9 protein-coding genes are annotated in these 12,521 nt (G+C 73.1%); 4 read left to right on the top strand and 5 right to left on the bottom strand.

The window, feature by feature from the left end; all coding sequences use genetic code 11:
- Positions 1 to 108 precede the first annotated feature (108 nt).
- Both ACZ7G1_RS22970 and ACZ7G1_RS22965 read left to right on the top strand, forming a co-directional pair.
- Positions 109 to 927, top strand: coding sequence for a DUF4190 domain-containing protein (locus ACZ7G1_RS22970; RefSeq protein WP_470877420.1), 819 nt, complete (start codon positions 109 to 111; stop codon positions 925 to 927).
- A gap of 155 nt (positions 928 to 1,082) precedes the next feature.
- A complete protein-coding gene (locus ACZ7G1_RS22965) occupies positions 1,083 to 1,862 on the top strand; it encodes a hypothetical protein (RefSeq protein ID WP_470877421.1) in 780 nt (259 codons plus the stop codon).
- A gap of 72 nt (positions 1,863 to 1,934) precedes the next feature.
- Here the strand turns inward: ACZ7G1_RS22965 and ACZ7G1_RS22960 are convergent, their stop codons facing one another.
- From ACZ7G1_RS22960 to ACZ7G1_RS22950, 3 genes are all read right to left on the bottom strand, one after another.
- On the bottom strand, positions 1,935 to 2,678 hold the full coding sequence (locus tag ACZ7G1_RS22960; protein WP_470877422.1) for an N-acetyltransferase: 744 nt from the start codon (positions 2,676 to 2,678) through the stop codon (positions 1,935 to 1,937).
- An 83-nt stretch (positions 2,679 to 2,761) separates the two neighbouring features.
- On the bottom strand, positions 2,762 to 3,418 hold the full coding sequence (locus tag ACZ7G1_RS22955; RefSeq protein WP_470877423.1) for an HNH endonuclease family protein: 657 nt from the start codon (positions 3,416 to 3,418) through the stop codon (positions 2,762 to 2,764).
- A 210-nt stretch (positions 3,419 to 3,628) separates the two neighbouring features.
- Positions 3,629 to 4,492: an SCO6745 family protein gene (locus tag ACZ7G1_RS22950; protein ID WP_470877424.1), complete on the bottom strand. Its 864-nt coding sequence runs from the start codon at positions 4,490 to 4,492 to the stop codon at positions 3,629 to 3,631.
- A 105-nt stretch (positions 4,493 to 4,597) separates the two neighbouring features.
- Here ACZ7G1_RS22950 and ACZ7G1_RS22945 point away from each other — a divergent pair, with 105 nt between their 5' ends.
- The gene (locus tag ACZ7G1_RS22945) at positions 4,598 to 5,161 is read left to right on the top strand and encodes a TetR/AcrR family transcriptional regulator (RefSeq protein ID WP_470877425.1); all 564 of its coding nucleotides are present in this window, start codon (positions 4,598 to 4,600) and stop codon (positions 5,159 to 5,161) included.
- Positions 5,162 to 5,271: 110 nt separating this feature from the next.
- Positions 5,272 to 6,594: an SGNH/GDSL hydrolase family protein gene (locus ACZ7G1_RS22940; protein ID WP_470877426.1), complete on the top strand. Its 1,323-nt coding sequence runs from the start codon at positions 5,272 to 5,274 to the stop codon at positions 6,592 to 6,594.
- Between the two features lie 215 nt (positions 6,595 to 6,809).
- Here ACZ7G1_RS22940 and ACZ7G1_RS22935 read toward each other — a convergent pair whose 3' ends face one another.
- Entirely contained in the window at positions 6,810 to 8,819 is a 2,010-nt protein-coding gene (locus ACZ7G1_RS22935; RefSeq protein ID WP_470877427.1) for an NACHT domain-containing protein, read from the bottom strand.
- A gap of 35 nt (positions 8,820 to 8,854) precedes the next feature.
- Complete coding sequence (gene mfd, locus ACZ7G1_RS22930; RefSeq protein ID WP_470877428.1) at positions 8,855 to 12,388, bottom strand: transcription-repair coupling factor; 3,534 nt, start codon at positions 12,386 to 12,388, stop codon at positions 8,855 to 8,857.
- Between the last annotated feature and the right edge of the window lie 133 nt (positions 12,389 to 12,521).

The following is a 12,521-nucleotide window of genomic DNA, read 5'->3' as shown; positions in this document are numbered from 1 at the left end:
ACAGTGTGAGTCGATCCGTTTCTCGTGAATCGTGTTGACTCGGTTCACAGGCTCTGCTGTGATTGACCCATCGCGCCAGACATCTTCATCGTCCGGGAGGACACACCCATGTCGTACGACACTCAGGTCCCGCCTGCCGCTCCGCAGCGGGTCATGCGCAACGGGCTCGGCACCGCGGCCCTGATCCTCGGCATCATCGGCACGCTCTCCGGCCTCATCCCGCTGTTCTTCTGGCTGGCCGGCATCCTCGGCCTGATCGCCCTGATCCTGGGCCTGGTCGGCAAGGGCCGCGTGAAGCGCGGCGAGGCGAACAACAAGGGAGTGGCCCTCACCGGCGCGATCCTGGGCCTCGCGTCGCTGATCCTCTCGGTCGTCGGCCTGGTCATCACGGTCACCGCCGTCAGCGACGCGGTCGACGAGATCGACAAGGCGGTCAAGGACGCGGCCCCGAAGGACCCGAGCGCGAGCGCCTCCGCCAAGGCCCCGGCCGACTCCGCCTCCCCCTCCGCCGACGCCGGCAAGAAGGACAAGGGCGCGGGCCTCGCGGACGGCGACACCTCGGTCTACGACGACGATCTCAAGGTCACGGTCTCCGACCCGAAGCCCTACACCCCGGGTGAGTACGCGATCGGCCACACCAAGGGCAACACGGCGTACAAGGTCACCGTCCTCATCGAGAACGGCGGCAAGGAGAAGTTCGACACCGCCCTGGTGTCCCTGAGCGCCACCGCCGGCAAGGACGGCGTCGCCGCCGAGCAGGTCTTCGACGACAAGATCGGCGCGGGTTTCGAGGGCACGATCATGCCCGGCAAGAAGGCCACCATCACCGTCGCCTTCGACGCCCCCAAGGACGCCAAGAACCTGACCGTCGAGGTCAACCCCGGCCTCACCTACGACGCCTCCCAGTGGGAGCTGAAGGTCGGCTGACCCCGGCCGGCCCCCGCCTGATCCCGCGGCAAGAACGCACCACCACCAGGACCGGGACCGGGGACCCTCAGGGGTCCCCACCACCTGTTACGACACCCCTGTACGGCACCACCTGTACGGCACCCCCCTGTACGGCACCCCTCGGAGACTCCCCCATGCGCGCCCTCACCCACCCCCGGACCCGCCGCACCGCTCGGACCGCTCGGACCGCCCGCACCGCCGCCGCACTGCTGTGTGCCGCGGTCGCGGCCGGTGCCACCGCCTGCGGCCATGTCATGGACGACCCGAAGCCGACGGGGCCCTTCCCGGGTGAGACGGGGTCGGAGATCGTCGACAAGGCGTTCGCGGCGACGAAGAAGGCGACGTCGCTGACGGTGAGCGTCGACATCAAGTCGGCCGTCGAGCCGATGAAGGCCTATCTGTCGCTCGACGAGCGGGGGAAGTGCGCCGGCACGCTGACCATGGGCGCGGCCAACACGGTCGAGTTGGTGAAGGCCGACGACAAGGACGTCTACCTGCGCTTCGACGAGGCCTTCCTGCGCGAGCAGGTCAAGGAGGAGGGGCCGGAGGCGCAGGACGCGATGGTGAAGGAGCTCAAGGGGCGCTGGGTGAAGTCGTCCGTGAGCGAGGCCGAATCCGACGGGATGCTGGAGCTCTGCGAGCTGGACAAGCTCCTCGACGGGTTCGAGCAGGGCGCGACCGGCATCGCCAGGGGCGAGGAGACCACCGTCGACGGCCGGAAGGCGCTGGCGCTGACGGAGCCGGGCGAAGGCGGTGAGACGAGCACGGTGTACGTGGCCACGGAGGGCACCCCGTACGTCCTGAAGATCGTCACGAAGGGCGGCGAGGAGCCGGGCACGATCGCCTTCTCGCACTACGGGCAGCCGGTCGCGGCGAAGGTGCCGGCGGCGAAGGACGTCGTCGTCACCGACTGAGCCGCGCGAGCACGCGCACGCGGGGTGGGGCCGTCGCAGGGGAGCGGCCCCGCCCCGCGTGCGCGTGGAGCGTCAGACGCGGTGGCGGACCCAGACGTTGGGCTCGACGTAGACCGCGTAGCCGCGGGTGACCTGGCAGTGGACCGGGACCAGCGCGCCCGCGACCTCGACCGGGCCGTCCGTGTCGAAGGGGAGGCCGGTCCACCGGCGCCACTGCTCGACGGAGCCGGAGACGGTCATCGAGGCCGGGGCCACCGCCTCGATCCTGCCGCCCGCGCGCACGTGGACGCGGAGCCACGGGTCGTGCGGCAGACCGTCCTCGCGGGTACGGAAGGCGTACTCGTGGATGGAGGTCGCGGCCTCCAGGTGCTTGCCGTTGGGGCGGACCGGGGCGACCAGTTCGGCGAAGCCGAGCCGGCCGGCGTTCTCCCGCATGGCGGCGAGCATCCGGTGCGAGAGGCCCTTGCCGAGATTGTCGAGGTCGACGGTGATCTCGATCGCGCTCACGGTGTCGGCCTCCCGGCCGTGCCGCAGGTCGGAGAAGGCCCAGTTGAGGACCTCGTCCCAGCCGCGCGCGGGCAGTTCGCGGCGGCCCTCCACGTCGAGCCGGAAGGGCACGCTGAAGCCGCGGGCGACGACCGCGCCCCCGGCGTCGGTGGCGACGAGCACGAACTCCGGGAACTCCCGGACGATCCGGCCCATGTTGGCCCAGCCGACCGGGTCGTACATCATGAACTCGGGCCAGAGGTCCTTCATGGACCACATCGGCCCTTCGAGCTCGGGCCGTTCGGCGAGGGTCGATATGTTGAGGTCCATGCGAGCAGGATAGATATCGCTGCTCGCTACACCAACCAACTTTCCGGTTTGTTTCAGAGGGGATTTCCCGACAGCGTCCGGCGCTACGGGAGTTTCTGCTGCGGGCAGCCGCCGAGGACCCGCTTCATGGCGTCGCGCTCCCCCCGCGTCACCCACACCCCGTACTTCTGCTTCACCGCGACCTGCCGGGCCACGTACGTGCAGCGGTAGGCCTTGTTCGGCGGCAGCCAGGTCGCCGCGTCCCCGTCGGACTTGCGGCGGTTGGCGGAGGCGTCGACGGCGAGCAGGTTCAGCGGGTCGTTCGCGAAGCGGCGCCGGGTCTCCGCGTCCCACTTCTGCGCGCCCTTCTGCCAGGCGTCGGAGAGCGCGACGACATGGTCGATGTCGACCTTGCTGCGACCCCGTACGTACGCGACGGTGCCGCCCGTGTACGGGTCGTCGGTCAGGGTGCCGGACGCGACCTTGCAGCGCCCGTCCGTGAAACGGACGCCGGTCAGATCGCGCTTGAGTATGTCGTCGCGGGTCCCGCAGCCGTTGCCGTCGACGTCCACCCACGAGCGCCCGAACTTCTCCCGCTCGTACCCGGTCTTCGGCGCCCTCCCCTTGACCGTGAGACCGTCCACCGCCGCCAGCGCCGTCCCCCGCGCGGCGGGCTTCCCGCCCGAGCCGCCCCCGGTCTCCGGGGAACCGGCCCCGGGCGAGCAGGCGGTGGCGACGAGCGCGGCGGCGGCGAGGGCCACGGCCGCCGGCGTCCTTCGATTCGTTCGATACGTCCGTTGTGTGAACACCCCGGAATCCTAGGCGGGGGCCACGCGCGCGCGTCCGGACACCTCTCCGCCCGGCGCGCCCCCGACACCACCTCAGACCCTCCGCATACCCGGCCCCCTGTCGGGGCCTCAGACGCTCCCGACGCCTCGGAGCCTGCCGGTGCCCCGCCCCCTCCCGACGCCTCAGACCTTCCCGATGCCCAGCGTGTTCTCGGCGGGCAGCAGCCCGGAGCCGATCGCCGCGAGCCAGGGCCCGCCGAGGAGTTCGGCGAGCCGCGCGGTGGACTCGGGGCCGAGGGCCCTCCAGGGCGCGGCGGCCAGGAGGTCCGTCCGCAGTTCGACCTCGGCCCGCAGGGCGCGGCCCTCCTCGGTGGCGGCGCCGGCGGCGTCGAGGAGGCCGCGGGCCGCGAGGCGGTCGCGGGCCGCCGACCATGCGGCGGCCGACCAGCCCCGGCTCTCGAAGACGGGCTCGGGGGCGGCGCCGATCGCCGCGAAGGAGACCAGCGCTTCGACCGGGTCGAGGCCGGCGGCCAGGAGGGCGGCGAGGTGCCCGTCCCCGCGGTGCTCGCGCAGGACGATGGCGGCCTGCCAGAGGACGAGGTGCGGGGCGTCGGGCCAGGCCAGTGCCGCGTTGGCGGCGGCGAGCGGGCGGCCCTCGGTCGTCGCGGCCTCGGCGGCGGTACGGGCCAGGCCTGCGGCCTCGGCGAGCTCGGGCCCGTCGACGACCTCGTCACCGAGGACGGCCCGGTACGTCCGGTCGACGGCCCGCAGCCGCGCGGCGAGGACCTTCGCCGGATCGGCGGTTTCCCAGACGGCGGGGACGTACCGGGCGACCATCTCCGGGCTGAAGCTGTAGAAGGCGGACGCCACCTGAACCGCTCCCGGGGTGCCGAGCGGCGCGGCCCGCCAGGCGAAGTAGGACGGCCAGCGCTCCCCCGTGTCGTAGCCGAGGGCGGCGGCCTCGTCGAAGGCCTCGGGGGCGTAGTAGAGCAGGGCGTGCAGCGGTTCGAGCAGGTGCCACATCTGACGTACGCGTGCGGGTTCCATGGTCGCTCCTCGTTTCCCGGCATCTCGCAAGCCTGTCTTGTCAGTGACTAGATTGCTCCCGGCCCCTGAACTTGTCAATGCCTAGATACGGGCTAGGCTGCTGCCATGACGAGCCGGAAGACCTACCACCACGGCGACCTGCGGCACGCCGTCCTCGCCGCCGCCCTCGACGTCATCGCCACCGACGGCCCGGCCGCCCTGAGCCTCCGCGACCTCGCCCGCCGCGCCGGCGTCTCCCACGCGGCCCCCGCCCACCACTTCGGCGACCGCACGGGCCTGCTCACCGCCATCGCCGCCGACGGCTACGACCTCCTGGCGCAGGCCCTCGCCGGCACGCCGGAGCTCCGCGAGCGCGGCGTGCGCTACGTACGGTTCGCCGTCGACCACCCGGCCCACTTCCAGGTCATGTTCCAGCCCGGCCTGCTCCGCGCGGACGACCCGGACCTCCTCGCCGCCAAAGAACGCGCCTCGGCCGAGCTACGCGCGGGCGTGGCGGACCTCCCGGACGTCCCCAGCCCCCGCGAGGCCGGCATCGCCGCCTGGTCCCTGGCCCACGGCTTCGCCACCCTCCTCCTCACGGGCAACGTGACGGCCGCCCTCGGCGACCGCGCTCCGGACGAGTACTTCCGCTCCCTGACGGGCTTGATGTTCGGCCCTCCGGGCACCTGACACACCTTCACTTCCCTTGGTGCGCAAGGGAATAGAGGGACCAGGCCAGGGGTTGGAACTGGTGTGCGCCCACCGGCGCCTGCCAGCGAACTCCACGGGGGAAACACCAGATGAGCACCCGCACCACCTTCCGGCACGCCGCCGCCGCCCTCCTCGCCGCGACCACCCTGACCCTCCTGCCGACCACCGCGACGGCCGTCACCGACACGGCCGTCACCGACACGGCTGTCACCGACACGGCCGCCGCCACGGACACGACCGCCGGCCGTCACGCGGACGGCGGGTGGCGCGGCGCCTGGTCCGCCTCCCCGCAGAAGGCGGCGGAGACCTTCGTCCCCAACTGGTCACGGCAGGGCTTCGCCGACCAGACGGTCCGCCAGGTCGTACGCGTCACCACGAGCGGCACCCGGAACCGGATCGAGCTGACGAACCGGTACGGCACCACCCCGCTGCGGATCACCGGCGCCACCGTCGCCCGCACCGCCGACGGCAGCGCGGTCGAGCCCGGCACCGTGCGCCGGCTGCTCTTCGGCGGCCGGCCGTCCGTGACCATCCCGGCCGGCGGCACCCTCCGCAGCGACGCCGCGCACCTCCCCGTCGAGGCCTTCGAGTCGCTGACCGTCACCCTCTACCTGGCGGGCGAGACCGGCCCCGCCACCTTCCACCAGTTCTCCACGGCCACCAGCTACCGCGCGAACGGCGACCACCGCGCCGACGTGACCGGCAGCGCCTTCGGGGAGAGCACCGACGCCTGGTACTACCTCTCCGGCGTCGAGGTCTCCGGCGGCCGGGAGGCCGGACGCCGCAACGGCGTCGTCGCCTTCGGCGACTCCATCACCGACGGCGTCGGCTCCACGGTGAACGCGGACAACCGCTACCCCGACGAGCTCGCCGAACGCCTCGCCGCCGCCGGCCGGCCGCGTGCCGTCCTCAACCACGGCATCGGCGGCAACCAGGTCGTCAACGACACCACCTGGGCCGGCGAGAGCGCCCTCGTCCGCTTCCGCAAGGACGTCCTCACCGAACCCGGCGTCCGGACCGTCATCCTCTTCGAAGGCATCAACGACATCGGCGGCAGCGGCCCCGCCTTCCCTGACCCCACCCCCGAGGTCTCCCTCGACCGGCTGATCGCCGGCCACCTCACCCTCGTCCGCGAGGCCCACGCCAAGGGACTCAAGGTCATCGGCGCGACCCTCACCCCGATCGAGGGCTCCTTCTACGACAGCCCCGAGAACGAGGCCAAGCGCGAGGCCTTCAACCAGTGGGTCCGCACCTCCGGCGCCTACGACGCCGTCGTCGACTTCGACCGTGCCGTCGCCGACCCCGCCCACCCCGACCGTCTCCTCCCCGCCTACGACGCCAAGGACCACCTCCACCTCACCGACGCCGGCTACCGCGCCATGGCCGACGCCCTGGACCTCGACGAGCTCTGACGGCTCCCCCCGACGGCGGGGGGGGGGGGGGGGGGGGGGGGGGGGGGGGGGGGGGGGGGGAGAGGCGGGGGGGGGGGGGGGGAGGGGGGGGAGGGTCAGGCGCGCCGCCCCCCCCCCCCCCCCCCCCCCCCCCCCCCCCCCCCCCCCCCCCACACCCCCCCCCCCCCCCCCCCCCCCCCCCCCCCCCCCCCCCCCCGCCCCCCTTCGTAAAGGCGTTACGGGACCGGGTTCCGCACCAGCCACTCCTGGAACTCCCGGTGCCGGAACTGGTAGGCGGCGCCGGAGGTCCGCAGGAGGCCGGCGGAGACCGACCAGTCGAGGAACCGGGCCAGCCTCAGCGGAAGCCGGGGACGGTGTCCGAGGACCGTGAAGACATAGGCACACCACGGGCCCTCCATCGCCAGGAACATCAGCGCGAACGAGCCCAGCGAGAAGAGCGCCGAGGGGTACTTCACGTCCAGGTGAAGCCACGCCGATCCCGGCAGCGTGACCGCCAGCACCAGCATGGCCGTCGCCATGGCGGCCCCCATGCGGGCCCAGGCCGACGGGCCGAGGACCGCGGCCTCGACCGCGTCCACCGCGAGCCCGGAGAACAGCACGGCGAGCACCCCCAGGGCCGCGACCGCGAGCAGCGGTTCGCCCATGCCTCCCCAGCCGGCCGGCGCGGCCACGAACCAGCCGAACAACAGGCAGAGCAGGACGGGGAACAGCACCGGGCCCCGGCCGCCGCGGACGAACGCCGACCACGCCACCCTCCACAAGGGGCTGCCGAGCGGCGGCACGGCGGACGAGTTGAAGGTCAGCCACCCCGGGGCCGCGCCGAAGGCGTGCAGGGCGGCGACGGTGAGCAGCAGGACCCCCAGCGCCGCCACCACCAGGTCGATGCCGAGCCCCTCCCACCGCAGCACGACGGAGCCGACCATCGCGCCCGCGGCCGCCCCGCACGCCGCGAGATGCAGCGCCACCGCCGGCCGGCCACGCAGCCGCCCCGCCAGCCGCGCCAGCACCAGGTCCGCCTCCATGCCCCCGGTCGTGACCAGCGCACCCGCGAGCACCCCGAGCCGCCGGTGGATCGTGTCCGCCGAGACCCGCCCCGGCCCGCCCGGCGCGTTGGCCGTCGAGGCCCGGATGAAGCGGGCGAGGAGCCGGTCGGCCATCACGGCCCCGCCGCGCGCGGTGAGGAGTTCCGCCGGGTCGCCCTCCTTGTCGTACACGACCGCCATCAGCGTCAGCCGCCACGGCGTGGACAGGGTGCGGGCCAGGACTCCGGCCGGGTGGGCGCGGAGTTCGTCGAGTACGGGCCGCCACTCGGCCGGCCGCCGGGCCGCACCGCGCCGCTCAAGGAAGTGGACCGCCTGCGCCGGGGCCACCGGGGCGATCTCCAGGCGGGCCGCGTCCAGGATGTGCCCGCCGGCCGCCTCCAGGAGGTCGTACTCCCGCGTCCGGCAGGTCAGGACGAGCGGGCCGGGCTCGGTGCCGTCCTGGTAGCGGGCGAGGGCCTCCAGGGCGCGGCCCGCCCGGGAGTCGAGTCCGACGCCGTCGGCGCCGTCCATCTCGTCGAGGCCGTCCAGGACGGGCAGGACCTTCCGCGCCGTCACGAGGCCCCGCGCGGCGGCGGGCCGCAGCCCGAAGTCCCGCTGGAGGTGCCGGGTCAGCCAGTCCTCGAAGGACTCGCCGCGCCCCCAGTCGGCGAGCGAGACGAGGGCCGGTACGGGCTCGTCCTCGGCCCGCACCCGGTTCAGCTCCATCACGAACTTCCGCGCCAGGATCGTCTTCCCGGCGCCCGGCGCCCCGGTGATCACCATGCGCCGGGGCCGCAGCGCCCGGTAGTCGTCGACGACCTTCTCCAGCCGCCCGGCGGGCGGGGCGGGCAGCTCCGCCGCACGCGCGGTGGCGTACGGGCGGAAGGCGAACGTGACGTCGATGGCCTTGAGGTCGCCGCCGAGGGAGCTCGTCCACTGGGGCTCCCCGGTGACCCTGACCGCCCGGGCGAGCCGGGCGACCGCCTCCGCCTCCGCCTCCTCCGGCCGCCGCCACAGCGTGGCGAGGACGGCCACTCCGCCCAGCACCCCGCAGACCATCGCGATGAGATCGGTCCGCTCGGACAGTTCCATCGGCCCGGCCGCGTCCTCGCCGTCGAGGGCCCAGAGGACACCCGCCACGGCCAGGCCGAGGACTCCGGCCCACAGCAGCCACCTACGAAACACGCGTCCCCCGTCCGACATGGGGACATCCTGCCGGACGGGGGACGACGGACGACCTACGATCCGAGAATCGTGGTGAGGAACTCGCCGGTCCAGGCGAGGAGTTCGCGGCCGACGACCGGCTTGCCGCCGATCTTCCCGCTCGTGGGGCGGGGCACCAGGATCTGGTGCACGGCGGGCTTGATGACCGTGCGCGGGTGGAGACGCTTGAGGCGGAGCTCCTGGGACTCGCGCAACTCCACCGGCGCGAACCGGATGTTGGAGCCCTGGAGGACGATCTCGCCGACGCCGCAGGCGCGGGCGAGCATGCGGAGGCCGGCGACCAGGAGAAGGTTCTCGACGGGCTCGGGCAGCTTGCCGTAGCGGTCGGTGAGCTCCTCGCGGACGGCGCGGATGTCGTCCTCGGAGTTCGCCGAGGCGATGGAGCGGTAGGCCTGGAGGCGGAGGCGCTCGCCGGGGGCGTAGTCGTGCGGCATGTGGGCGTCGACGGGCAGTTCGATCTTGACTTCGAGCGGGGCGGCCTCCTCCTCGCCGCCCTCCAGCTGCGCCCGGTAGTCGGCGACGGCCTCGCCGACCATGCGGACGTAGAGGTCGAAGCCGACGCCGGCGATGTGGCCGGACTGCTCGCCGCCCAGGAGGTTGCCCGCGCCGCGGATCTCCAGGTCCTTCATGGCGACGTACATGCCGGCGCCCATCTCGGTGTGCTGGGCGATCGTGGCGAGCCGCTCGTGCGCGGTCTCGGTGAGGGGCTTCTCCGGCGGGTAGAGGAAGTAGGCGTAACCGCGCTCGCGGCCCCGGCCGACACGGCCGCGCAGCTGGTGGAGCTGCGAGAGGCCGAAGTTGTCGCCGCGCTCGACGATCAGGGTGTTGGCGTTGGAGATGTCGATGCCGGACTCGACGATCGTCGTGGAGACGAGGACGTCGAACTTCTTCTCCCAGAAGTCCACGACGACCTGCTCAAGCGCCGACTCCGACATCTGGCCGTGGGCGGTCGCGATCCGGGCCTCGGGGATGATCTCGCGGAGGCGGGCGGCGGCCCGGTCGATCGAGTCGACCCGGTTGTGGATGTAGAAGACCTGGCCCTCGCGGAGGAGTTCGCGGCGGACGGCCGCGCCGATCTGCTTCTCCTCGTACGGCCCCACGAAGGTGAGGACCGGGTGGCGCTCCTCCGGCGGGGTGGTGATCGTCGACATCTCGCGGATGCCGGTGACCGCCATCTCCAGGGTGCGCGGGATGGGGGTGGCGGACATGGTGAGGACGTCGACGTTGGCGCGGAGCTTCTTCAGCTGCTCCTTGTGCTCGACGCCGAAGCGCTGCTCCTCGTCGACGATGACGAGGCCGAGGTCCTTGAACTTGGTCTCGGAGGCGAAGAGGCGGTGGGTGCCGATGACGACGTCGACGGAGCCCTCGCGCAGCCCTTCCAGGGTGGCCTTGGACTCGGTGTCGGTCTGGAAGCGGGACAGGGCGCGGACCTTGACCGGGAACTGGGAGTAGCGCTCGCTGAAGGTGCCGAAGTGCTGCTGGACCAGGAGGGTGGTGGGGACGAGGACGGCGACCTGCTTGCCGTCCTGGACGGCCTTGAACGCGGCGCGGACGGCGATCTCCGTCTTGCCGTAGCCGACGTCGCCGCAGATCAGGCGGTCCATGGGGACGGTCTTCTCCATGTCCTCCTTGACCTCGGCGATGGTGGACAGCTGGTCGGGGGTCTCCGCGTAGGGGAAGGCGTCCTCCAGCTCGCGCTGCCAGGGGGTGTCGGGGCCGAAGGCGTGGCCGGGGGCGGCCATGCGGGCGGAGTACAGCTTGATGAGGTCGGCGGCGATCTCCTTGACGGCCTTCTTGGCGCGCTGCTTGGTCTTCGTCCAGTCCGCGCCGCCGAGCCGGTGAAGGGTCGGGGCCTCGCCGCCGACGTACTTGGTGACCTGTTCGAGCTGGTCGGTCGGGATGTAGAGGCGGTCGCCGGGCTGGCCGCGCTTGGCGGGGGCGTACTCGACGAGGAGGTACTCGCGGGTGGCGCCCTGGACGGTCCGCTGGACCATCTCGACGTAGCGGCCGACGCCGTGCTGCTCGTGGACGATGTAGTCGCCGATCTCCAGGGTCAGCGGGTCGATCGTCTTGCGACGCTTGGCGGGCATCCGCTGCCCGTCCTTGCCGGCCGCCTTCTGGCCGGAGAGGTCGGTCTCGGTGAGGACGGCGAGCTTGAGGGCCGGGTCGACGAAGCCGTAGTCGATGGAGCCGGTGGAGACGTGGACGACGGCCGGCGAGATCTCCGCCAGGTCGGCGTCGAGACGCGCCGCGATGCCCTCGCCGCCGAGGACCTCGACGGTACGGGACGCGGGGCCGTGGGCCTCCGTGACGTAGACCGTGCGCCAGCCGTCGGCCAGCCAGCCCTTGGTGTCGGCGAGCGCGCGTGCGGTGTCGCCGCGGTACGACTCCGGGGCGTGCATGCCGAGCGTCAGGGTGTCGCCGTCGGTGTCGTCGGCGTCCGCCGCGAACGGCGACACCGACCACCAGGCGATGTCCAGCTCGCGCGCCCGGTCGCGGACGTCCGCGATGCCCCACAGGGAGGCCGCGCCGACGTCGATCGGGGCCTCGCCGCCGCCGGCGGTCGCCGCCCAGGAGGCCTGCAGGAACTCCTGCGAGGTCGCGACGAGGTCCGCCGCCCGGGTCCGTACCCGCTCGGGGTCGCAGACCACGGCCATGGCGCCCTTCGGCAGCACGTCGAGGAGGAGTTCCATGTCGTCGACGAGGACGGGCGCGAGGGACTCCATGCCCTCGACGGCGATGCCCTCGGCGATCTTGTCGAGGAGCTCGCCCAGCTCCGGGTGCTGCTCGGCGAGGGCCGCCGCCCGCTCCCGTACGTCCTGGGTGAGGAGCAGCTCGCGGCACGGCGGCGCCCACAGGCCGTGCTCGGCGACTTCGAGGGAGCGCTGGTCGGCGACCTTGAAGTAGCGGATCTCCTCGACGTCGTCGCCCCAGAACTCGATGCGGAGCGGGTGTTCCTCGGTGGGCGGGAAGACGTCCAGGATGCCGCCGCGCACGGCGAACTCGCCGCGCTTCTCGACCAGCTCGACGCGGGAGTACGCGGCTGCCGCGAGGCCTTCGACGATCTCGTTCAGATCGGCCGTCTGGCCGCCGCGCAGCGACACCGGCTCCAGGTCCCCGAGGCCCTTGACCTGCGGCTGGAGCACGGAGCGGATCGGGGCGACGACCACGCTGACCGGGCCGGCCGCCGGGTCGTCGTCACGGGGGTGGGCGAGGCGGCGGAGCACGGCGAGGCGGCGGCCGACGGTGTCGGAGCGGGGCGAGAGCCGCTCGTGCGGCAGGGTCTCCCACGAGGGGTACTCGACGACGGTGTCGGGGTCGAGCAGGGACCGCAGCGCGGCGGCCAGGTCCTCGGCCTCGCGTCCGGTGGCGGTGACGGCGAGGACCGGGCGGCCCGAGTCCCGGGCCAGCGCGGCGAGCGCGAACGGCCGCGCGGCGGCCGGACCCACCAGGTCCACATGCGGACGGTTCCCGTCGGCGGCGGCCTTCACCGCCTCGGCGAGAGCCGCGTCCTTGACGACGACATCGAGCAGACCGTGCAGGCTCATGAAGGTGTCCATCCCGAGGGGTGCCGGAGGCGGGCAACGCGAACAGCCCGACACGTCGTACGGGCCGGGGTGTCCAGCGTACGACGGTGCACCGACAGCCGCTTCCGAAACACGGGCGGCCCCGGTGAACCTC

This window comes from Streptomyces sp. NPDC037273 (assembly GCF_055603625.1).
The sequence above is the reverse complement of the archived record's forward strand: the minus strand, read 5'-3'. Positions and strand labels throughout refer to the sequence as shown.

Coding starts and splice junctions, on each gene's coding strand:
- ACZ7G1_RS22970 (WP_470877420.1), top strand. CDS start 109: ATGTCGTACGACACTCAGGTCCCGCCTGCCGCTCCGCAGCGGGTCATG.
- ACZ7G1_RS22965 (WP_470877421.1), top strand. CDS start 1,083: ATGCGCGCCCTCACCCACCCCCGGACCCGCCGCACCGCTCGGACCGCT.
- ACZ7G1_RS22960 (WP_470877422.1), bottom strand. CDS start 2,678: ATGGACCTCAACATATCGACCCTCGCCGAACGGCCCGAGCTCGAAGGG.
- ACZ7G1_RS22950 (WP_470877424.1), bottom strand. CDS start 4,492: ATGGAACCCGCACGCGTACGTCAGATGTGGCACCTGCTCGAACCGCTG.
- ACZ7G1_RS22945 (WP_470877425.1), top strand. CDS start 4,598: ATGACGAGCCGGAAGACCTACCACCACGGCGACCTGCGGCACGCCGTC.
- ACZ7G1_RS22940 (WP_470877426.1), top strand. CDS start 5,272: ATGAGCACCCGCACCACCTTCCGGCACGCCGCCGCCGCCCTCCTCGCC.
- ACZ7G1_RS22935 (WP_470877427.1), bottom strand. CDS start 8,819: ATGTCGGACGGGGGACGCGTGTTTCGTAGGTGGCTGCTGTGGGCCGGA.
- mfd (WP_470877428.1), bottom strand. CDS start 12,388: ATGAGCCTGCACGGTCTGCTCGATGTCGTCGTCAAGGACGCGGCTCTC.